Annotated in this window: 23 protein-coding genes; 9 read left to right on the top strand and 14 right to left on the bottom strand. The window is 54.9% G+C overall.

Annotated elements, in window-relative coordinates:
• The first annotated feature begins 55 nt into the window (after positions 1 to 55).
• Complete coding sequence (locus BBA90_RS19375) at positions 56 to 229, top strand: hypothetical protein (RefSeq protein ID WP_167350679.1); 174 nt, start codon at positions 56 to 58, stop codon at positions 227 to 229.
• Here the strand turns inward: BBA90_RS19375 and BBA90_RS13680 are convergent.
• Positions 217 to 1359 (bottom strand): beta-glucosidase, encoded by a 1143-nt coding sequence (locus BBA90_RS13680; RefSeq protein WP_065649632.1) that lies wholly within the window; start codon positions 1357 to 1359, stop codon positions 217 to 219. The two genes, BBA90_RS19375 and BBA90_RS13680, sit on opposite strands and share 13 nt — an antisense overlap.
• A 147-nt stretch (positions 1360 to 1506) precedes the next feature.
• Between BBA90_RS13680 and BBA90_RS13675 the strand changes: the two genes are divergently transcribed.
• Positions 1507 to 2967, top strand: a complete 1461-nt coding sequence (locus BBA90_RS13675; RefSeq protein WP_065649631.1) for a phospholipase D-like domain-containing protein — start codon at positions 1507 to 1509, stop codon at positions 2965 to 2967.
• A gap of 31 nt (positions 2968 to 2998) precedes the next feature.
• Here BBA90_RS13675 and mdoC read toward each other — a convergent pair whose 3' ends face one another.
• On the bottom strand, positions 2999 to 4129 hold the full coding sequence (gene mdoC / locus BBA90_RS13670) for a glucans biosynthesis protein MdoC (RefSeq protein ID WP_065650484.1): 1131 nt from the start codon (positions 4127 to 4129) through the stop codon (positions 2999 to 3001).
• Positions 4130 to 4406: 277 nt separating this feature from the next.
• Here mdoC and BBA90_RS13665 point away from each other — a divergent pair, with 277 nt between their 5' ends.
• The 3 genes from BBA90_RS13665 to BBA90_RS13655 all read left to right on the top strand — a co-directional run bounded on the left by BBA90_RS13665 (position 4407) and on the right by BBA90_RS13655 (position 8830).
• A complete protein-coding gene (locus BBA90_RS13665; RefSeq protein ID WP_206099914.1) occupies positions 4407 to 5942 on the top strand; it encodes a glucan biosynthesis protein G in 1536 nt (511 codons plus the stop codon).
• The gene (gene mdoH / locus BBA90_RS13660) at positions 5935 to 8487 is read left to right on the top strand and encodes a glucans biosynthesis glucosyltransferase MdoH (protein ID WP_065649629.1); all 2553 of its coding nucleotides are present in this window, start codon (positions 5935 to 5937) and stop codon (positions 8485 to 8487) included. The genes BBA90_RS13665 and mdoH overlap by 8 nt, the downstream gene beginning before the upstream one ends.
• Before the next feature lie 106 nt (positions 8488 to 8593).
• Entirely contained in the window at positions 8594 to 8830 is a 237-nt protein-coding gene (locus tag BBA90_RS13655; RefSeq protein ID WP_065649628.1) for a YceK/YidQ family lipoprotein, read from the top strand.
• Between the two features lie 2 nt (positions 8831 to 8832).
• Here BBA90_RS13655 and BBA90_RS13650 read toward each other — a convergent pair whose 3' ends face one another.
• From BBA90_RS13650 to BBA90_RS13640, 3 genes are all read right to left on the bottom strand, one after another.
• A complete protein-coding gene (locus tag BBA90_RS13650; protein ID WP_065649627.1) occupies positions 8833 to 9231 on the bottom strand; it encodes a MysB family protein in 399 nt (132 codons plus the stop codon).
• Positions 9232 to 9350: 119 nt separating this feature from the next.
• Complete coding sequence (locus BBA90_RS13645) at positions 9351 to 9617, bottom strand: hypothetical protein (RefSeq protein ID WP_065649626.1); 267 nt, start codon at positions 9615 to 9617, stop codon at positions 9351 to 9353.
• A gap of 501 nt (positions 9618 to 10118) precedes the next feature.
• Complete coding sequence (locus BBA90_RS13640) at positions 10119 to 11042, bottom strand: Kdo(2)-lipid IV(A) acyltransferase (RefSeq protein WP_065649625.1); 924 nt, start codon at positions 11040 to 11042, stop codon at positions 10119 to 10121.
• A 260-nt stretch (positions 11043 to 11302) separates the two neighbouring features.
• Between BBA90_RS13640 and BBA90_RS13635 the strand changes: the two genes are divergently transcribed.
• The gene (locus BBA90_RS13635) at positions 11303 to 12358 is read left to right on the top strand and encodes a rhodanese-related sulfurtransferase (protein WP_065649624.1); all 1056 of its coding nucleotides are present in this window, start codon (positions 11303 to 11305) and stop codon (positions 12356 to 12358) included.
• 43 nt (positions 12359 to 12401) lie between these two features.
• On the opposite strand, the gene BBA90_RS13630 is transcribed toward BBA90_RS13635, so the two are convergent.
• The 9 genes from BBA90_RS13630 to grxB all read right to left on the bottom strand — a co-directional run bounded on the left by BBA90_RS13630 (position 12402) and on the right by grxB (position 18811).
• On the bottom strand, positions 12402 to 12977 hold the full coding sequence (locus tag BBA90_RS13630; protein ID WP_065649623.1) for a YceI family protein: 576 nt from the start codon (positions 12975 to 12977) through the stop codon (positions 12402 to 12404).
• Positions 12974 to 13549 carry a cytochrome b gene (locus BBA90_RS13625; protein WP_065649622.1) on the bottom strand — a complete coding sequence of 192 codons (576 nt, stop codon included), beginning with the start codon at positions 13547 to 13549 and terminating at the stop codon, positions 12974 to 12976. Before BBA90_RS13625 ends, BBA90_RS13630 begins: the two co-directional genes overlap by 4 nt.
• 263 nt (positions 13550 to 13812) lie before the next feature.
• Positions 13813 to 14928: an N-methyl-L-tryptophan oxidase gene (gene solA / locus BBA90_RS13620; protein WP_065649621.1), complete on the bottom strand. Its 1116-nt coding sequence runs from the start codon at positions 14926 to 14928 to the stop codon at positions 13813 to 13815.
• A gap of 106 nt (positions 14929 to 15034) precedes the next feature.
• Positions 15035 to 15289 carry a biofilm formation regulator BssS gene (gene bssS, locus BBA90_RS13615; protein ID WP_039383762.1) on the bottom strand — a complete coding sequence of 85 codons (255 nt, stop codon included), beginning with the start codon at positions 15287 to 15289 and terminating at the stop codon, positions 15035 to 15037.
• 282 nt (positions 15290 to 15571) lie between these two features.
• Positions 15572 to 15841 carry a hypothetical protein gene (locus BBA90_RS13610; RefSeq protein ID WP_065649620.1) on the bottom strand — a complete coding sequence of 90 codons (270 nt, stop codon included), beginning with the start codon at positions 15839 to 15841 and terminating at the stop codon, positions 15572 to 15574.
• A 142-nt stretch (positions 15842 to 15983) separates the two neighbouring features.
• Entirely contained in the window at positions 15984 to 16229 is a 246-nt protein-coding gene (dinI, locus tag BBA90_RS13605; protein WP_065649619.1) for a DNA damage-inducible protein I, read from the bottom strand.
• Positions 16230 to 16297: 68 nt separating this feature from the next.
• Positions 16298 to 17344 carry a dihydroorotase gene (pyrC, locus tag BBA90_RS13600; protein WP_065649618.1) on the bottom strand — a complete coding sequence of 349 codons (1047 nt, stop codon included), beginning with the start codon at positions 17342 to 17344 and terminating at the stop codon, positions 16298 to 16300.
• A gap of 147 nt (positions 17345 to 17491) precedes the next feature.
• Positions 17492 to 18055, bottom strand: coding sequence for a lipoprotein (locus BBA90_RS13595; protein ID WP_065649617.1), 564 nt, complete (start codon positions 18053 to 18055; stop codon positions 17492 to 17494).
• A gap of 108 nt (positions 18056 to 18163) precedes the next feature.
• A complete protein-coding gene (grxB, locus tag BBA90_RS13590; protein ID WP_065649616.1) occupies positions 18164 to 18811 on the bottom strand; it encodes a glutaredoxin 2 in 648 nt (215 codons plus the stop codon).
• 194 nt (positions 18812 to 19005) lie between these two features.
• On the opposite strand from grxB, the gene rimJ reads away from it, so the two are divergent.
• Genes rimJ through BBA90_RS13575 form a run of 3 tightly spaced genes read left to right on the top strand, consistent with a single transcriptional unit; the run spans position 19006 to position 21174 of the window.
• On the top strand, positions 19006 to 19602 hold the full coding sequence (rimJ, locus tag BBA90_RS13585; protein WP_065649615.1) for a ribosomal protein S5-alanine N-acetyltransferase: 597 nt from the start codon (positions 19006 to 19008) through the stop codon (positions 19600 to 19602).
• 14 nt (positions 19603 to 19616) lie between these two features.
• Positions 19617 to 20252 carry a YceH family protein gene (locus BBA90_RS13580; protein WP_065649614.1) on the top strand — a complete coding sequence of 212 codons (636 nt, stop codon included), beginning with the start codon at positions 19617 to 19619 and terminating at the stop codon, positions 20250 to 20252.
• Between the two features lies 1 nt (position 20253).
• Positions 20254 to 21174 carry a Gfo/Idh/MocA family protein gene (locus BBA90_RS13575; protein WP_065649613.1) on the top strand — a complete coding sequence of 307 codons (921 nt, stop codon included), beginning with the start codon at positions 20254 to 20256 and terminating at the stop codon, positions 21172 to 21174.
• Positions 21175 to 21183: the final 9 nt, after the last annotated feature.

Genomic DNA, 21183 nt, shown 5'->3' with positions numbered 1-21183 from the left:
TCTGTGGATGAGCTAACGCCTGCAACGCAGCTGCAACGCCCGCAAGGAGTGCTAAATGGACGCCCGCGACGATAAACTGATCGCTATTATCGGCTTACTCTGCGCCTGTCTGATTGGCGTGATCTTTCTGGTTACCATGGCCTGGCTTACCGATGTACGCCGGCCTGTCGACCCGCTGCAGGACGCAAAAACCTGTGCGCCGGGACCTCATCGTGCTCAGCACTCCTGACGCTGCCATTTGATTTGCTGACTGCGCAACTCCAGTGCCAGTCCCTCATGGAGAGTACGGTTACCGTTGGGATCGCCAAGCCCGAACAGGGCGCCGGGCGAACGGCGGTCATCTGCCCAGGCCGGATACTCCACCACGGGATAGAGTGAAATTCCCTCCAGCGCAACGCCCTGCGCCAGTGCCAGCCGCGCTTCAGCACTGACGTGCCGCAGCCAGGGCGCACGCGCCTCGCCTTCAGCCCCCGTTTCCGCCAGCAGCAGCGGACGCTGATAACGCTGCCAGCACGCCAGCAGCAGCTGATGCAGAGGCTGATGTTGCGGATGGTCGGGGGGCAGAGTATCACCTGACCAGAACCAGTGATTGTCGGGATAGTAGTTCAGGCCCAGTATATCGAGAAAGTCCGTCTGTCCGCCGAGTCCGGGTTCAGCGCGTCCTGCCAGCCAGTCCCACGCTTCAAACTGCATCTCATGCTGTCGGGCAGCATGCTCTGCACTCTCTGGCTTACCCGCATCTGCGGCGATTTGTACCAGCGGATCGGTCAGCACAAAGCGTGCTTCAGGATAGACGTCGCGGATCGCGTGCATGGCCGCCAGAGAGGCGCGCACCAGCTGACGCTTCAGATCGCGTCCGCGCTCGCTGGCATAAGGATCGAGCCATGAAACATCCGCACCGGCCCAGGCCCAGAATGAGATTTGATTGATCGGGGTAAAAAAAGGCTGCTCTACGCCCTCATCGCGCATCAGCTGTGCCATAGCGCGTGCATAGCGGGCAAAGTGTTCAACAAACGCCGGTTTCCAGATATCAAGATGTGCCGGATAACCAAAGTGAGCCAGTTCCCAGATAATCTGCATATTATGGCGTGCGGCCGCGTGGATCATCGGCAGAAAGGAGCGCCAGTCGTACTGGCCAGGCGTGGCTTCAATCAGATGCCAGCGCGCACCATCACGTGCCGTATGCAGGCCTTCCCGCGCCAGCGCGGCGTAGTCTTTGTCCAGCAGCATATCGTGTCCGCTACTGACAACCATATCCAGACGGCGGCCACCGCTGCGGCAGGCGGTAGAGCAGGGAAAGCTGCCCTGAAAAAAACTGCGAAAAAGCCGGGGTTGATAACGAGGCAGTAACGCGGTCATATTTCACTCCTCAGGTAAACGCCTGATGCAGAACCACGGGCTAAGTCTAGACTAAATTAGCAGCCGGCTCTGCCGATCAGCCGTGCAGGTTGCCTGCCACAGCGACAATGCCAATAATAAGCGTGATTACGTATTCAGGGATCCAGTATGAGCGAAGCAGCAGCGCTGCCCGGCCAGTTGGCCGCGGGCGGTGAGTTACGGCAAAGCGTGGCGCAGCAGTGCGCACAGCATCCCGGTCTGAGCGGCATCCATCCGCTTAACGATGGATTGGACGCGTTTGCAGCGCGTTACCTGCTGATGAGCATGGCGCGACACACTATCGATGTGCAGTATTACATCTGGCATAACGACATGTCCGGCCGCCTGCTGTTCAGCGCGCTGCTGGATGCTGCCGGACGCGGCATCAGGGTGCGCTTACTGCTGGATGATAATAATACGCCAGGGCTGGATAACACGCTGGCGGAACTGGATCGTCATCCGAATATTGCAGTAAGGCTGTTTAACCCGTTTTCCTTCCGCACGCTGCGTGCGCTGGGCTACCTGACGGACTTCGCCCGCCTGAATCGCCGTATGCACAATAAAAGTCTCACGGTTGATGGCGCCGCAACGCTGGTGGGAGGGCGCAACGTTGGTGATGAATACTTTGGCACCGGCAATGAGCCGCTGTTTACCGACCTCGACGTGCTGGCCATCGGGCCGGTTGTCGATGAGGTCACAGCGGATTTTGAGCGCTACTGGCATAGTCAGGCGGTATCGCCGTTACGCAGCGTAGTGGACGTACGCAGCGATGAGGGCGAAGCGGTGCGCCTGCCGCCGGAATGGCAGCAGAGTGAGGCAGTGCAGCGTTATCTGGCACGCCTTGACCACTCTACCTTTGTCAGCCAGCTGGAGCAGGGCGCGCTGGAGATGACCTGGGCACAGGCACGCCTGCTAAGCGACGACCCGCGAAAAGGGCTGGGCAAAGCCAGGCGTAGCAGCCTGCTGCCGCAGCGGATGCTGGAGGTAATTGGCACGCCGCAGCAGCAGTTCGATATTATCTCAGCCTATTTTGTACCGACCCGCGCCGGCGTCGCACAGCTATTGTCACTACGCCGGCGCGGCGTACGTATCGCCGTGCTGACAAACTCACTGGCCGCTAATGATGTCACCGTGGTGCATGCCGGATATGCACGCTGGCGAAAAAAGCTGCTGCGCCACGGTATTGCGCTGTATGAGCTGAAACCTCAGGCACACGCCGGCGACCCGCCGCACGATCGCGGACTGACGGGTAACTCTGGCTCCAGCCTGCATGCGAAAACGTTCACCGTTGATCAACGCAAAGTGTTTGTGGGCTCTTTTAATTTTGATCCCCGCTCAGCGGTACTCAACACCGAAATGGGACTGGTGATTGAGAGCGAAACCCTGGCGCGCCAGACGCATCAGCGCTTCAGTCGCGGCATGCAGCATCGTGCCTGGACGCTGCGGCTGGACAAGTGGGGCCGCGTTAACTGGATAGAACAGGATGAGCAGGGCGCAGAAGTGGTACATAAACATGAACCGCAGTCGACGCTGCTGCAGCGACTGCTGGTGCGGCTGGTGTGGCGGCTGCCGGTAGAGTGGCTGCTGTAGCGGCGCGCTGAGACGCGCCGCCGGTGCAGTATCATCCTTTCTGCGCGGCTTTTTTACCGGAAAACAGAAAGCGCAGCAGCGGAATACGCAGGTGGATTTCATACAGCGCAAAGGCTGCCGCAAATACCATTATCAGCCCGGCAAAGAAACCCAGCGTATTATTGCTGATGTGTGGCGTCACATATATCCCATACAGAATGGTAAGCGGATGATGGACGAGATAGATAAACAACGAGGCGTTTACCAGATAAACGATGCGGGGAGAGTGGCTGTTCAGCAGGCGGTGCCCGACGCTATAGCAGACATTCAGCATGCATACGCCCATCAGCGTTGAGAGCAGCATATCGGTCTCATAAAGCCAGCCGTCGCCGTTGCCATAACGCTGGTTCAGGTAATAGGCGATAAAGACCGGCACGGTGCCAAAGCAGATCAGCGGGTTGAACCGCACAAACAGCGCCTTCAGCGGCGGATGTTTCCAGCTCAGCGCGCCCAGCATAAAGAACGGCAGATACGTCAGCGTCTGCATGACCGCAATGGTAAAGAGTCCATCCATCATGATGCCCGGCGTCAGCAGCAGCAGCGTGCGGCGCAGCACGCACCACAGTAACGCATAGCCCAGCAGTGCCAGCGTCACGCTGCCCCAGCCTGTCTGCTGATAGTCACGCGTGCTTCGCTGGTTGTGCAGCCAGCGAAACGTCAGCATTCCCAGCGCCGTCAGGATCACCAGCACCAGCAGAAACCAGAGGTGCGAGATCAGATCCCATACCAGGGCGTTATATTTGTCATACGCTGAAAAGCGATCCCAGCCATCAAGTTTATGAGTGAGATATTTCAGTAAGAAGAACTGCGGCAGCGTAATCAGCGGCACAGCCGCGAGCAGCGGAATACCCACGCGTTCCAGCCTGACCCTGAGCCAGCGAGCCGGCTGATAGCGCAGATAAAGCATGTAGGAAAAATAGCCGGAGATAACAAAAAACACCTGCATGCGAAATGCATGGATGAAATCGTTGAAAAGGGTCAGCCACAGCGTGGCATCCTGACTGTTTACGGACCAGCGCTGTGTCGAGTAGATCAGCGAGACGTGAAACGGCACCCCCAGTAGCATCAGGTAAGCTCGAATCGAGTCGAGAAAATATTCGCGTTCAGGTTTTACAGCGCTCATAAGCTTCCGGTTCATCCTATACAGGCTGGTTTCACCCTGAAACCAGATCGTGCAGCAGAACATTCTGTTGCCGGTTAACAGCCTATACTATCAGTTGATTCTGTTTCTTAAACCGCCGGGTTTAATATTCCGAAAAGTGCTCTGGAGGCTTGGCGCTGCGCGGAACAATGTTTTACATAAGCTGTCGGAAAACCGAATAATCCATTAAGATGAGTGGGTTTGATCTGAGCACACGAAAGGGGGGGATGTGCTAAATAAAGTGAAAAATAATAGCGGGCTGGTGAAGATGCGCTGGACCAGCGCAGCAGTACTGCTGGCGCTGTACGCAAATAATAGCTGGGCGTTTAACATTGATGATGTGGCAAAACAGGCTAAGGCACTGGCAGACAAAGGTTTTGAAGCGCCAAAAAGTAATTTACCCTCTCAATTTCGTGAAATGAAATTTGCGGATTATCAGCAGATCCAGTTTAACCACGACAAGGCATACTGGGGCAAACTGCGTACGCCGTTTAAGCTCGAGTTTTACCATCAGGGGATGTATTTCGACACACCGGTGAAGATCAATGAAGTCACTGCCTCCTCGGTGCGTGAAATCAAATACGATCCGGCCTATTTCAATTTCGGCAACGTCAAACATGACGCTGACGCAGTAAAAAATCTCGGCTTTGCCGGATTCAAGGTGCTCTATCCGCTGAATAACAAAGGCAAGCAGGATGAGATCAGCAGCTTCCTTGGTGCCAGCTACTTCCGCGTAATCGGGCAAGACCAGGTATATGGTCTTTCAGCGCGCGGTCTGGCGATTGATACCGCGCTGCCCTCTGGCGAAGAGTTCCCGCGCTTTAAAGAGTTCTGGATCGAACGCCCGAAACCTCAGGCGAAGCAGCTGGTCATTTACGCACTGCTTGATTCACCTCGCGCTGCGGGCGCATACCGTTTTGTACTGAAGCCAGGCAAAGCCTCGGTGGTCGATGTGCAGTCTAAAGTCTATCTGCGCGACAACGTGGGTAAACTGGGCGTGGCACCGCTGACCAGTATGTTCCTGTTTGGTGCGAATCAGCCTTCCCCGGTCAGCAATTTCCGTCAGGAGCTGCACGACTCCAGTGGTCTCTCGATTCACGCCGGAAACGGCGAATGGATCTGGCGTCCGCTGAACAATCCACGTCATCTGGCGGTCAGCACGTTTACCATTGAAAACCCGAAAGGTTTTGGTCTGCTGCAGCGCGGACGCGATTTCAGCCACTACCAGGATCTGGACGATCGCTATGACATGCGCCCAAGCGCCTGGGTTGAACCGCAGGGTGACTGGGGTAAAGGTCGCGTTGAGCTGGTTGAGATCCCGACCGCAGATGAGACCAATGACAACATCGTTGCCTTCTGGACACCAGAAAAACTGCCTGACGCGGGCAAAGAGATGCATTTCAACTATCGTCTGCACTTCACCCGTGATGAAAACCAGCTGCACCAGGATGACGTTGCCTGGGTTAAAGATACTCTGCGTTCTGCGGGTGATGTGAAACAGTCTAATCTGGTTCGTCAGCCTGACGGTTCTATCGCCTTTACCGTTGATTTCACCGGTAAAGCGATGAGCATGCTGCCGGAGGATACGCAGGTCGCGCCGCAGGTCAGCGTTGGTGATAACGCCGAAGTGGTTGAGCAGAGCGTACGCTACAATCCGGTGACCAAAGGCTGGCGTCTGGTGCTGCGTCTGCGCGTGAAAGACAGCAAGCAATCAACCGAAATGCGCGCCGCGCTGGTAAGCGGTGACAAGACATTGACGGAAACCTGGAGCTATCAGTTACCTGCCAATGAATAAATCGACTTTTTTACCTCAATCTTATGTGGAGGCGCTGCCGCTTGATGCGGCAGGTCGCGCGCGACTCAGCACATCGCTGCAAAATGCGCCCGCTTTCCACGCTATTCACACAGTGCTGGGGCAGGATAATGCCGCCAGCGACCGGCCTGACGACGCACCGCTGAAGTCCGTTTCATCACGTATAGCGATGACGTGGCCGGATGCGGTTGCGGATGGCCAGCAGTTCAGTAAAGATTATCTCGATCGCACGACGTTAAAAGCGATGCCGCCGGTTAAGCGCTCGCTGATGTTCCCGGAAGCCTGGCGTACCAATCCGCTGGCGCGCGCATGGAACTCTCTGCGCGGGCAGAAAACGCACCCGCGTTACGCTACGGCAGAAGAGCAGCGCGCTGAGGATAAGTGGCGTCATGTCGGTTCAATGCGCCGCTATACGCTGCTGATCCTGACCATCGCGCAGACCGTGGTGGCAACCTGGTATATGAAAACCATTCTGCCTTATCAGGGCTGGACCCTGCTCGATCCTGTCGGGCAGTTTCAGCAGAACTGGGTCGAGTCGGTTAAGCTGGTCCTGCCTTATATTCTGCAAACCGGTATTCTGTTTCTGTTTGCGATTCTGTTCTGCTGGGTATCAGCCGGCTTCTGGACAGCGCTGATGGGCTTCCTGCAGCTGCTGATCGGACGCGATAAATACAGTATCTCTTACTCCACCACGGGTGATGAGCCGCTGGATCCTGCGCACCGTACCGCGCTTATCATGCCTATCTGTAACGAGGATGTGGAGCGTGTCTTTGCCGGACTGCGCGCGACATGGGAATCGGTAAAGCGCACCGGGAATGCTGAGCATTTTGATGTTTACATTCTCAGCGACAGCTACGATGCAGATATTGCGATTGCCGAGCAAAAAGCGTGGATGGAGCTGGTTCGCGACGTGGGCGGAGCGGGCAAGATTTTTTACCGTCGCCGCCGCCGCCGCGTGAAGCGTAAAAGCGGCAACATCGATGACTTCTGTCGCCGCTGGGGCAGCAACTACAGCTACATGGTGGTGCTGGATGCTGACAGCGTAATGAGCGGTGAGTGTCTGACCGGTCTGGTACGCATGATGGAAGCGAACCCGAACGCCGGGATTATCCAGTCTTCGCCAAAAGCATCGGGTATGGATACGCTCTATGCGCGCTGCCAGCAGTTTGCCACCCGCGTTTACGGGCCGCTGTTTACCGCAGGGCTGCACTTCTGGCAGCTGGGCGAATCGCACTACTGGGGACATAACGCCATTATTCGCGTGCAGCCCTTTATTGAGCACTGTGCGCTGGCGCCGCTGCCGGGCGAAGGCTCATTTGCCGGATCAATTCTGTCGCATGACTTTGTTGAAGCTGCGCTGATGCGCCGTGCCGGCTGGGGCGTCTGGATCGCTTACGATCTGCCGGGTTCTTATGAAGAGCTGCCGCCTAACCTGCTGGATGAGCTGAAGCGCGACCGTCGCTGGTGTCACGGTAACCTGATGAACTTCCGTCTGTTCCTGGTCAAAGGTATGCACCCGGTGCACCGTGCCGTCTTCCTGACCGGCGTGATGTCTTATCTTTCAGCGCCGCTCTGGTTTATGTTCCTTGCGCTTTCCACCGCCTTGCAGGTGGTCCATACCCTGATGGAGCCGACCTACTTCCTGCAACCCCGTCAGCTCTTCCCGGTCTGGCCGCAATGGCGTCCCGATCTGGCCATTGCGCTCTTTTCCACCACGCTGGTGCTGCTGTTCCTGCCGAAGCTGCTGAGCGTGGTGCTAATCTGGTGCAAAGGAGCTAAGGCTTATGGCGGCGCGCTGCGTCTGTTCATTTCGCTGATGCTGGAAATGCTGTTCTCGGTGCTGCTGGCGCCGGTGCGTATGCTGTTCCACACCGTGTTTGTGGTCAGCGCGTTCCTGGGCTGGGAAGTGGTCTGGAATTCGCCGCAGCGTGATGATGATGCCACTCCCTGGAGTGAAGCGTTTCGCCGCCACGGCTCGCAGATGCTGCTTGGCATTGTCTGGGCCGCAGGCATGGGCGTGCTGGACCTTAACTTCCTGTGGTGGCTGGCACCGATTGTCTTCTCGCTGATCCTGTCGCCGTTTGTTTCAGTGATGTCGAGTCGTGCAACCGTGGGGCTGAAAAGCCGGCGTGCGAAACTGTTCCTGATCCCGGAAGAGTATGAGCCGCCAAAAGAGCTGGTTGATACAGACCACTATCTGCAGATCAACCGCGAGCGGGCGCTGAAGCATGGCTTTATGCATGCGCTGTTTAACCCGGCGTTCAATGCGCTGGCGACCGCGCTGGCCACGTCGCGTCATAAACAGAGTACGCTGCTGGATCACGCGCGCGATCGGCACGTGGATCAGGCGCTGAGCGATGCACCGGAAAAACTGAATCGTGAACAGCGTTTGCAGCTGATTAGCGATCCTGTGGTTCTGGCGCGTGTGCATACCCGGCTGTGGGAAAACGCGGATAAGTATCATCAGTGGCTGGAGAGTTATCAGAAGCTGACGCTGAATCCGCAGGCACTGCCACCGCGTGTCTGAACAGCAGTAAAATAAGAAAAGCGGCAGCGATGCCGCTTTTTTATTGCCGGTGCTAAAGTCGGGCAGGGCAGGTATAGTGGCAGTTCAATCAGTGAGGATAAGCGATGTGAAAAGCGTTCTGGCAGTCGTACTCTCAGGCAGTGTGCTGATACTGAGCGGGTGCGGCAGCATCATCAGCCGTACCGTGCCCGGACAGGGGCACGGCAACCACTATTATCCCGGCGTGCAGTGGGATGTCCGCGACGGCCCGTGGCGCATCGTCACCATTCTCGATCTGCCGCTGTCGCTGATAGTGGACACGCTGCTGTTGCCGGTTGACGCGCAGCATGGGCCTTATGAGTGAGATTACGCCAGATTATCTGAATCGGTGTTGTCGTCTTCCCACTCTTCTGCGGCCACTTCGCCCTCTTCGAGATCGCGCTGTGGTGCTAGCTGAAATTCACCATCATCCCACTCATGCAGGGTGTTTTCAGACTGCCACTCCTGACGCATCTCAATTTCATCAAAATTGCCGTCAAATACCGCCTGTGCTGCTTCACCACTCAGCAGCGGCAGGCAGTCACCCTGTTCATCTTCGTTTGCAAAGAACTCTGCCTGCCACATGATGTCGCCATCCTGCATAACATATTTCTGCAGACCAAACTGGCTGACGTTGACATCCTCTTCAGACACACCCTGCTGGCTGGTCATAAACTCTTCGCGTGCGGCTTCAATTGCTTCTTCTAAAGTGCTGAACAGATCCATCAATGACTCCTTGACTGTAAAAAGGGGATTTTACAGAAGGATAGACGAAAATTTGCAGAACGCAGTCAGGGAGGCGAGCAGTACGGGCAGGTGAGGGAAAAATCACCTGCCCGTACGCTTCAGAGCATTTTTTGCGGGAAGTGCAGGACCGGCCGGACAGTTTCGCGCATCACCGGTGCAGAGTAACGAATACAGCATTTGATACACGGTTTCACTTTCTTAAAGTTAATACGCGCGGTGGCCAGCGCCTGATTCAGATTATAAAGGGTGCCGATAAACACCATATCTTCTTTAAGCGGCATCCGTTTGCACTCTTTGCGATGCAGCAGATGATAGCCTTCCTGATCGGTACCGATCGTAACGTAATAATAATGACCTTTGTTCATATTATTTTGTCCTGCATGAGATTTGCTGTGTGTAATCTTTTTTATTTTTCTGAGAACAGCTAATTGGTTAACTGTTGCAAACGAAATTAACCGGAATCAGCAGAGTGAACCAGCGTAATAAAGTAATTAAAAAAACTTTTAAAGCAATGATATGGAATAAGCAGCCTGTTTTATCGACAACGCATTGTAAAATAAGTCAATTTTTCTGCATTGATAAGTAAGTCAAACGATTTTGAAAAAAATAAATAGGATTAGGCCTGGAATTATAGATGATCAGGACCAGATTGCACTCTTTTAATTGATAAGTCTGGCGCAGAAACAAGAGATGGGACGGGAGTCTGTCTGGTAATGCGCGTTAAAGCAGCCCGGCTCGGCCACGTAACCTGTTACCGGAGTTAATGCTTTTAAGACAAAACCGGATATAACGCTGGATCTGATGGACATATCAGGTGCGGTTCAGGCTATCAGAGACAGGGCTGATAGCCTGAACGCTATGCTGCTTCAGTAACGCGACGGCTGGCCTTCCGGGCGGGTTTTAAAGCGGCGGTGCAGCCACATATATTGCTCAGGCGCGAGCAACACGGTCTCTTCAACCACGCGGTTCATTACCGTTGCCGTATCCAGCTCACTCTCCAGTGAGAACTGATGGCGAATATCCGGCATCAGTTTCAGCTCGTAGCCGCGTCCGTCCGGCAGACGACGCGCCAGAAAAGGCACCACGCTGGGATTAGCCAGGCGAATCAGCATATGGGTTCCGGTCGTTGTGGCGGCCTCTTTGACGGCAAAGAAAGGCGCAAACACGCTGCTGCGCGGGCCGTAATCGTGATCCGGCGCGTACCAGATGATGTCATTATTTTTGAGCGCCCGGATCATGCCTTTGAGATCTTTGCGATCCAGCATACTTTTATTGGAGCGCATCCGGCCCCAGGTCTGCAGCCAGTCGAGCAGTCGGTTATCGTTCGGACGATAAACACCAATACCCGGGTTGTACATGCCAAACACGCGAGCCCCCAGCTCAAGGGTCAGAAAATGCATGCCGATCAGCAGAATTCCGCGCTTCTCTGCCAGCGCCTGCGTCACATTCTCCAGTCCTTCCGGCTTAACCCATTTGCGAATACGCCAGTCGGGCCAGAACCAGGCCATACCGGTTTCAATCAGCCCCATTCCGACTGATTCAAAGTTATGTTTAACCATCGCCTCGCGGTCGCTGGCGGGCATATCAGGAAAGCAGAGCGCCAGATTGCGTCGGGCAACCTCTGTGCGTCGTTTCATAAAACGCATAGCAATACGTCCCAGACTGCAGCCAAATGCATACAAAAGCGGGTAGGGAAGTAAGACCAGCACGTATAAAAATCCAATGCCCAGCCAGGTGAGCCAGTAGCGCGGATGAAGCAGTTCACGGGTAAATTGCGGAAGTTGGGTCATGGAAGAATCAGTATCCTGCGTTCTGTACCAGAGAGTCCGGTTTCTGTTATATAACGCAATTATGCCATTTTTTGTCGTTAACTGTAATCACACCGCGTTCACAGCGGCTGTCAGGCTGGCGTTTGCCGGAATAACAGACAGTTCAGCATAGAGAGCCAGTACAAATGCGTCCCGTCAATTTGGTCCGGGGACTAGGCACAGCTGTGAATTCAGGTATCATGTGCGCCCTGAAATTCTCTCATTGCTAACAGGTGTTCACCATGCCAGTGTTACATAACCTCGTTTCCAATAAAGAGCTGAAAGATCGCATGCTGGCGGAAACCGAGCCGCGTACGACAGTCTCTTTTTATAAATATTTCCAGATCAACGATCCTAAGGCGTTCCGCGATCGCCTCTATATTGCGCTGACAGCGCTCAGCGTATTTGGTCGTGTCTATGTGGCCCGGGAAGGAATTAACGCGCAGATCAGCGTGCCGGCCGGGAAATATGAAGCGATGAAAGCGATGCTGTACGCTTTTGATCCGGCGCTGAATAATCTGCGCATGAATATTGCACTGGATGATGACGGTAAATCATTCTGGGTGCTGCGCCTGAAAGTGCGCGACCGTATTGTTGCCGATGGCATCGACGATGGCACTTTTGATGCCAGCGATGTAGGCAGCTATCTGAAAGCAGCAGACGTGAATGCGATGCTGGACGATCCTGATGCCGTGTTTGTCGACATGCGTAACCACTATGAGTTTGAAGTGGGCCATTTTGACAATGCGCTGGAAGTGCCTGCGGATACTTTCCGCGATCAGCTGCCTATGGCGGTTGATATGCTGCAGGATAAGAAAGATAAAAAAATTGTGATGTACTGCACCGGCGGTATTCGCTGTGAAAAAGCGAGTGCCTGGATGAAGCATAACGGCTTTGATGATGTCTATCACATTGAAGGCGGCATCATTGAATATACGCGTCGTGCGCGCGAGCAGGGATTACCGGTACGTTTCAAAGGCAAAAATTTTGTCTTTGATGAGCGTATGGGCGAGCGTATTTCTGATGATATCCTTTCCAGCTGCCACCAGTGCGGTACACCGTGCGACAGTCATACTAACTGTGTTAATGATGGCTGCCATCTGCTGTTTATTCAGTGTCCCGCCTGCGCTGAAAAATACCAGAATTGCTGTAGCCCAATCTGCATGGAAGAAGCAAAACTGTCGCCTGAAGAGCAGCGCGCACGGCGTGCCGGACGCGAAAACGGCAATAAGGTGTTTAACAAATCGCGTGGTCTGCTGAATATGACCATGACTATCCCTGCACCCGATAAGTCATAATGGCAGGCGCCGCCTGAGAGAGTCATCTCAGGCGGCTTGCAGCTTACTGACGTACTCCCTCTACAGAGATAATCAGCTCAGCCTTCTGTGAAGCAGGGCCAAGATCCTTGCTGATATTAAACTCTTTCAGGACCACTTCACCGCTGGCTTCAAAACCTGCCCGGTAACCACCCCAGGGATCTTTCCCTTCACCCATCAGGCGCGCATCCAGCGTAACCGGTTTTGTTACGCCGTTCAGCGTCAGATCGCCGGTGACTTTATAACGCTCGCCCTCTTTTTTAATCTCAGTAGAAGTAAATGTCGCCTGAGGATATTTACTGCTGTTAAGGAAGTCCGCGCTGCGCAGGTGCTTGTCGCGCTCGGCATGGTTGGTATCCAGACTTCCGGTATTGATCGTGACAGTCACTTTATCGGCAGACGGATTAGCCTCATCAAACGTGAATCCGCCGTCGAAATCTTTGAATGTGCCATATAACCAGCTGTAACCGAGGTGCTGAATGCGAAACTGTACAAACGCATGCTGCCCCTCTTTATCAATTTTATACTCTGCGGCGCTGGCGTGGAGGCTGGTGGCAAACAGCGCGGCGGCACTGACGGCCAGAAATGTTTTCCTGATCATGAGACATCCTTTTGAGAGAGTAAACGTGAGCGTAAACCGAGCATGCGCCTGAGCGTCGCGTCCCGATCGATAATATGATGCTTAACCGCACCCAGGGCATGCAGCGCTGAAAGCAGAACCAGGCTCCAGGCCAGCCATAAATGCAGCGTGCCGGCCAGGTCTGCCTGCTGTGGCCCGCCAGCAGCGAGGACAGGCAGGCTAAACCAGCCAAACACAGAGACGGGTTTGCCGTCAGCAGTAGAAATCAGGTAGCCGCTAACAAGCAGCAGAAGCAACAGCAGATAAAGCAGGGCATGCGCCCCACGGGCGGTACGGCGTACCGCGACAGAATAGCTGGTAAGTGGGGCCGGTACAGGGGAATGCCAGCGCCAGAGCAGGCGCACCAGCAGCAGGATGAACAGTATTATTCCGACGCTTTTATGAATGTCCGGCGCAGTATGGTACCAACTGTCATAATAGCCCAGCCCTGTCATCCATAATCCCAGGGCAAACATCGCGTAGAGGGCGACCGCCATACTCCAGTGAATAATAATAGAGAGCAGACCGAAGCGATCTGCCGTATTGCGCCACATAACGTTTATTCCTGTCCATGAAATAAGTGCTGCAAGCATCCTTAATTTGTTAACTAAAAGCAATGTGCCTTACTTTTCTATAAAAAAAGCAGGGTGTTATCAAAATATTAAAATAGCAGAGCGCTACTGCTTCAGTAATATTGACTGAAAGCTGTCAGCGTCCGGGGAATAAATATCATTGCTACACGTGATGAGTCATTAATGCGTATCAGACGTAAACAAATGTAAAGGTAGGGCTGGCAGTGACGCTGCCAGCCTGAACATTATGAAAAGCGATGCAGAGAAAAGGGCGTAAGATCAAAGCTAAAGGGTTTATCCTGAGCAAATTCGCTGGCGAGTTCTCCCAGAACGCTGGCAAATTTAAAGCCATGACCGCTGAGGCCGGTAATGATTAAGCGGTCAGGGTCATCCGGCAGGGTATCGATGATAAAATCTTCATCGGGAGTGTTGTCATAACTGCACGCCTCGCCGTGTAAACAGACGCCAACGCCAGGCAAAAACTGCCGCAGAAAACCAAATGCTTCGCTGCCATCTGAGGCAATAGCCCCAAAAGGTTTGCGATCCTGCGGGCGCTGCATGACCTGACCTCCATCGTGTCGTCCCACTTTAAGCGCGTTATTATCCGCCGGGAATCCGTAAAACTGACTGCCATCCGGCATCTCAACGGCAAAGCCAGGAAACTGATTGTTTTCACTGTAGCGGCCGTCAGCCTGATACCAGGCAAACACTTTGCGTACTGGTGTAACCGGCAGATCGGCTATCAGCTCGCTGACCCAGGTACCGGCGCTGACCAGCAGCTTGCGCGCGCGATAAATCCCATCAAGCGTGGTGACCTGCTGCAGTTCACCGTCTCGGCCGATATCGCTGACCGGGCAATTGAACAGCTGGGCACAGCCAGCCTGTTCAGCCAGTTTAATCCAGCTGCGCACCGCCTCTTCACATTTCAGATAGCCCGACGCCGGCTCAAAGACCCCGATATAGTCATCCGGCACGGTAAACTGTGGCCAGCGCTGTCGTACCTCATCTGCCTGCAGCAGCTGAACATCCAGCTGCCAGGTTTTTGCGCTGTGAATAACATTCTGAATAAAGGGTGAGTTAACGGGTGCGAGGTTGAGGATACCGCTGCGATGCATGATACGCTCGCCGCTCTGCTGTTCCAGCGCATCCCACAGCGACTGGGCCCGCAATATCAGCGGCACATAACGCTCTCCTTCACCATAGGCATGGCGAATCAGTCGGGTCTCTCCGTGGTGTGTTCCCTGCTGATGAGGGGGATGAGCGCTGTCGATCATTAGCACCGATAAGCCAGCCTGCGTAGCGTAGAAACCCGCAGCGGCCCCGACTGAACCACTGCCCACGATAATCAGATCGTAAACCATGACACGAACACTCCTGCAAAACGGCGAAATTTTTCAACAGCATACCAAAAGCGGGAGCGATATGAAAAAGGCACCCGACGGGTGCCTTTTTCGCGCAACAGGATAATCAGTGCTTGCGACTATCGCGCAGGTTTTGCTCAGTAGATTCTATTTTAGCGATGCCAGCTTCCAGTATAGAAATAAACTGTCTGGCAACGTCAGTGGTTAACCAGTAGGTCAAACCGACGTCAGCTTCTTCTTCTTTTTGATCCTGCGAGGAGAGCGAGTGCAGGCGTATCATCATGGCGTCATAGCTGTCTACGGTGCTGATGTCCCATCCAATCAGGGGATGAGTCTGGATGACGTCTTTATTACTGTCCATTATAACCTCCTTATTACTCGTTAAACGAAGTGCTTCTTGAGGTTCAATGCGGCTGCTACATGCACTAGCGAGCTAATTATAACATGAAATAGCGGTCAGACAGGCGAACAGTATGGAAATGCAGCTATATAACTGCGAAAAGCACCAGAAAATGCTGTAAAAGCTCCGTCAGACGGCGGGTTTACTTATTATGACTGATGCAGCCGGTCCGGCACGTTATCTGTTTTATCGGCAAAAATGGCCGAAACTTTAGCGTAACATGCCGGACGCTGTCCTGTTATATCAGGGCTGTGCTTCAGCAGAAAGCGGAACTGTGCGCTGCCGGAGTGTTTCCGCCATGCGGAAGAATTGCTGCTGCAGCGACGCATCGTGTTGCTGGTTTTGCGCTTCAAGCGTCAGGTTCTGTGCAAGTTGCTGGACAGCGGACGCGTCAAGCGAGAGCGTCAGGCTGGTAAAGGCGCTTTCAAGTACGGTTAAACGGCGCTGCTGCTCGCCAATGAGCGCCAGCAGTTCGCCAAAGGTCATCGCCTCTTCGGGTTTATCTGTGATCATCTGTCAAACACCTCCTGTAAGCATGGCGAGGCAAGAATAGGGGATCGGTAAACCTGAGTCTAGATGGCGGCTGTTTTTCTGGCGAGGGAAAATGAAACAAAAAAAGCCGGGGCGAAACCCGGCAAAAACGGCACATTGGCGGTTAATCGTGCGTAAACCAGTCGTCGGCGCTTTCCCAGGTTTCCTGTAAAATATCGGTAATGCGATCGCGCGAGGTTTTACAGCCGCCGGTTACGCTCAGCTGGTTACCGGTGGCATAACGCACATTAACGTGATGTTCGCCCTCCGGGAAATCCTGCGCAATACGACGTGAAAGCTCTGCGCCAAGCGCATCCAGGGCACCTGCAGGCAGCGGGCGATTTTTCGCTACGGTAATATCGATACGCATAGACGCCTCCGGTTTAATATACTGGTTATTTGTACAGTATAGTCATGCCGAAGGCAAGCAGTAATCGCTTATTCTTTGATGCGCCAGTTAAGCGTTTCACCCGCGAGGAAGGGCACCAGCGTATCGTCGCCTGCGGTGACGCTTTCAGCAACCTGCCAGGGCTCGCGGACCAGCGTCAGCGTTTCCTCGTTAAGCGGCAGTCCATAAAAATTCGGACCATTTTCTGAGCAGAACGCTTCAAAGTGGTGCAGTGCGTTGAGCTCTTCAAACACGGTAAGGTAAGCGGGCAGAGAGGTCGGCGCATTGAAGACGCCTGCACAGCCGCAGCTTGCTTCTTTGGCATGCCGCAGATGGGGCGCAGTATCCGTGCCGAGAAAAACGCGCGGATGGCCGCTGGCTACCAGCTGACGCAGCGCCTGCTGGTGCGTATTGCGCTTCAGAACAGGCAGGCAGTAGAGGTGAGGCCGGATCCCGCCCACCAGCATATGGTTACGGTTGAACATCAGATGCTGCGGGGTAATGGTGGCTGCCAGCAGCGCGTTACCGTCAGCCACATAGTCAGCCGCCTCTTTTGTGGTGATGTGCTCCATGACCACTTTCAGGCCGGGAAACTGCTGGCGCAGCGGATGCAGCACGGTTTCAATAAAGCGCGCTTCGCGATCAAAAATATCAATGTGGGAATCAGTGACTTCGCCATGCACCAGCATCGGCATGCCTATCTCCTGCATGCGTTCCAGCACGCTGGCAATCGCTGCGGTATTCGTTACGCCGTGGCTTGAGTTAGTGGTGGCATGCGCCGGATAGAGCTTAGCAGCCGTAAATACGCCGGCGCGAAAACCCGCTTCAATTTCATCCGGATCGAGTGAATCGGTCAGATAGCAGGTCATCAGTGGCGTAAAGTTGTGCGCGGCGGGCAGGGCGGCAAGAATGCGCGCGCGATATGCGCTGGCCGCCGCCACGCTGGTAACCGGCGGCACCAGATTAGGCATGACAATTGCCCGGCCATTTACAGCGCTGGTATAGGGCAGAACGCTTTCAAGCATCACGCCGTCGCGCAGGTGAATATGCCAGTCATCAGGGCGGCGGATAGTGATGTGCTGTGGTTGAGAGGTCATGGTCAGGCTCCGGCTTAAGTGAAAACAGAATGGCGCATTCAGGCCGGGGCGATATCTTAAGCGGGCAGGCAACCGTTTGCACGGCTTTTTATCGCTGGAGAGCGGTGACGCAGGCGGCCAGGCAAACGCTGGCCGCATGGGATTACATCAGTCGGTAAAAGGGATCACCAGCTGGCCCGGTTTGACTTCCAGTCCTTTCGCCAGCTTTTTCGCCAGCGCTTCGCCTTTGCTGCGGTCCGCGCTCAGCAGATAGGCCGGACGCTCGTTGAAATAGTGCTGCAGAGACTGATTAAGATAGGGCGTCAGTGTTTTTACAATCGACGCCATTTTTTCCGGCACCACCTGTGCATCAACAATCGAGAGGTTGTGCAGGTAGATAGCACCTTCCTGCGCGTTATAAACCGGCTGCGCCTTCATTTTCAGCAGCATCTCAGCCTGCTGCGGACCAAACAGTGAGGTCACATCAATTTTCGCTTTACCGGAAAGGGTTACGCGATCAGGTTCTTCACGCCCGATTTCGCTGCTGAGATCGCTAAGCACGATATGCGCATTGATAAGGCCGGAGACGCCAATCTCTTTTTCAAAATTGTTGCGCTTTTGCAGCGCCTGATTCACTTCCTGTTCCGTGATAGTGTATTGCGTCAGCTGATTACAGCCGCTGAGCAGCAGCATGCCAAGCAGCGCCGCGATTCCACAGAATTTCTTTTTCATTGGATCCTCATTCCGGTGTGGCAAACAGCGCTAAGCCTGCCTGAATCGGCGCGAGGTGTCATCAGATAAGATGAGAAACCCGGGACCGGGTTTCTCTCTGTTTAGCATTCAGGCGGCAATAGAAGAGAGCAGATTGACCTGCGTCTGTTTCGCCATGTTATCGCGATAATCGGTGACACGGCTCGGCCAGTCGATGCCTGATACCAGCGTCAGCGAGCGCAGCAGCGGGAACAGGTGAATATCATCCTCTGAGAGCTCACCGTTAACGGCGTTGGGCTTCACGATCAGCCGATCCAGCTGGCGCAGATCGTCACTGATCTTTTTGATCAGGCCGGGGGCATGCTTGCGCAGCTCGGTGAAATCACCAAGGCTTGCCTCTTTTTTGTCGTGAAAATAGCGTCGCGCCTCCGGAGTGGCAAATTCGGCAAACGCGGCGTCGGCGATACGGGGAATTAAAAGCTTGTTGATATAGCTGTTGACGTGGCGCAGCCAGTCAGAGACGGCCGGATTAGTTTTGCCGGTCAGCAGCGGTTCGCCATCCTGCCTGTCTACCCAGTGCACAATCTCCATACTCTCCGGCATGGCGCTGCCGTCCGCTTTTTGTAATACCGGTGCCATTTTCTGGCCAATCAGTTTTACCGGCGTCGCTTCGTCATCATTCAGCATAACCACCAGTTCTATCGGCAGATTCTTTAAGCCGAAAATCATGCGCGCTTTTACGCAGAAGGGGCAGTGATCGTAGATGTAAAGTTTCATCCCGTTTCTCCTGTGGTTTTCCGGGTGAGGTATTCACCCTTTTTCCGATCCTGCCGGAAGTATGGAAGAGAACCGTGGAAGGGGCAAACCACACGCTTATTCAGCAACGTTGTGTCGCAGCCTGCGGGGCGGTTATAGTGAAGAAAATGTCAGCGGCATTCCGCGCTCTTTCGCTAAGGATTTCAGGAGATTTGATGTTTGGCTATCGCTCTGCAGGCCCGCGCGTGCGGCTTACAACCGATCGTCTGGTGGTGCGTCTGGTGCATGAACGCGACGCCTGGCGGCTGGCAGACTATTACGCGGAAAACCGCGCGTTTCTCAAGCCGTGGGAGCCGGTGCGCGATGACAGCCACTGCTACCCCTCCGGCTGGCAGGCGCGACTGGGCCTGATTGGCGATCTGCATAAGCAGGGCTCCGCTTTCTATTTTGTGCTGATGGATCCCGATGAACATGAGATCCGCGGCGTGGCAAATTTCAGCAATGTTCTGCGTGGCTCCTTTCACGCCTGCTATCTCGGCTATTCGCTGGGCGAAAAGTGGCAGGGGCAGGGCATGATGTTTGAAGCGCTGCAGTCGGCAATCCGCTATATGCAGCGACAGCAACGGATGCACCGCATTATGGCTAACTATATGCCCCACAATCAGCGCAGCGGTGACCTGCTGGCGCGTCTCGGTTTTGAGCAGGAAGGCTATGCAAAAAACTATCTGCTCATTGATGGCCGCTGGCAGGATCACGTACTGACCGCGCTGACGTGGCATGCGTGGACGCCGGATAAGCGCACACCCTTTTAAAAGGAAACGGACTTATGAAAATTGCGCTCTCTTCCCAGGCGCTGCGCGTGCTGGGTGCGCTGCTGGAAAAGCAGATCACTACGCCTGAATATTATCCGCTATCGCTGAACGGCGTGGTGGCCGCCTGTAATCAGAAATCGAATCGTGAGCCGGTTATGACGCTCAGCGAAGAGGAGGTGCAGACACAGCTGGATGAGCTGGTTAAAAAGCACCTGGTGACCGCCAGCAGCGGTGCCAGCCAGCGGGTCAGCAAATATGCGCAGCGCTTCTGTAACTCTGCGTTTGGCCATCTGCAACTCAGCGCCGCCGAAGTCGCCGTAATGACGCTGCTGCTGCTGCGCGGAGCGCAAACGCCAGGCGAGCTGCGCACCCGCAGCGGCAGGCTGTATGAATTCAGCGATGTCAATGAAGTTGAGCAGACGCTGGAGAAGCTGCTGAGCCGGACGGACGGGCCTGTAGTCGCGAAAATGGCGCGAGAGCCGGGCCGTCGCGAAAGCCGTTACCGGCATCTGCTTGCCGCAGAGGAGGCGACGTTCTCTCCGGCACCTGCCGCCGGCGAAGCGGAACTCAGCGATCGCGTTGCCGTGCTGGAGCAGCAGGTGGCCGAACTACAAATACAGCTGACTCAGCTGCTGGCACAGGAGCATTAAGATGACGCTGCGAATTGGTATTGCCGGGTTAGGCGGGATTGCGCAGAAAGCCTGGCTGCCGGTGCTCTCACAGGCAGATAACTGGCAGCTGGCGGGCGCGTTTTCACCCAACCAGGTTAAGGCGCAGGCGCTATGCGCCCGCTATCGCATTCCCTGTTTTGACCGGCTTGACGCGCTGGCCGCGGCCTGCGACGCCGTGTTTGTCCACAGCAGCACCGCCTCGCACTTTGACGTGGTGCAGGCGCTGCTGCTGGCGGGTAAAGATGTCTGCGTGGATAAACCGCTGGCAGAAACGCTGCAGCAGGCGGAAGCGCTGGTTGCACTGGCAGAAAAACGCCAGCGCAAACTCATGGTGGCATTTAACCGGCGCTTTGCCCCGCGTTATCAGCAGCTGAAGCAGGAAATGCCGCGCGCCGCTTCGCTGCGGATCGAAAAGCATCGTATGGATAGCGTCGGGCCGCAGGGAGTGCGCTTTACGCTGCTGGATGATTACCTGCACGTGGTGGATACCGCCCTGTGGCTGGCCGGGGGCAAACTGCAGCCGGGTGAAGGCCATATCCGCACCACCGATGAGGGGGCTCTGCTCTACGCAGAGCACCATTTCAGCGCCGGTGCGCTGCAGATTTCTACCAGTATGCACCGGCGCGCCGGCACGCAGCGGGAGGTGGTCACCGCGGTCTGTGACGGAGATTACTATCAGATTGAGGAGATGCGCGACTGGCAGCAGGAGAACAGCCGCGGGCTGCTGCGCGAGGTGCCGCCTGCGTGGCAGAGTCATCTGACCCAGCGCGGTTTTACCGGTGCAGCGCATCACTTTATCCGCTGTGTGGAAAATCAGACTATGCCTGAAACCAGCGGCGAGCAGGCGCTGGTGGCGCAGCGTATCACGGAAAAACTGATCCGCGAGGTGGAGCGGGAATAACGCCTTGTA

This window comes from Pantoea eucrina, from assembly GCF_001691555.1.
GTDB classification, from domain to species: domain Bacteria; phylum Pseudomonadota; class Gammaproteobacteria; order Enterobacterales; family Enterobacteriaceae; genus Pantoea; species Pantoea borealis.
Note: the sequence above shows the minus strand (reverse complement) of the source record. Positions and strands in the feature narration are given on the sequence as shown.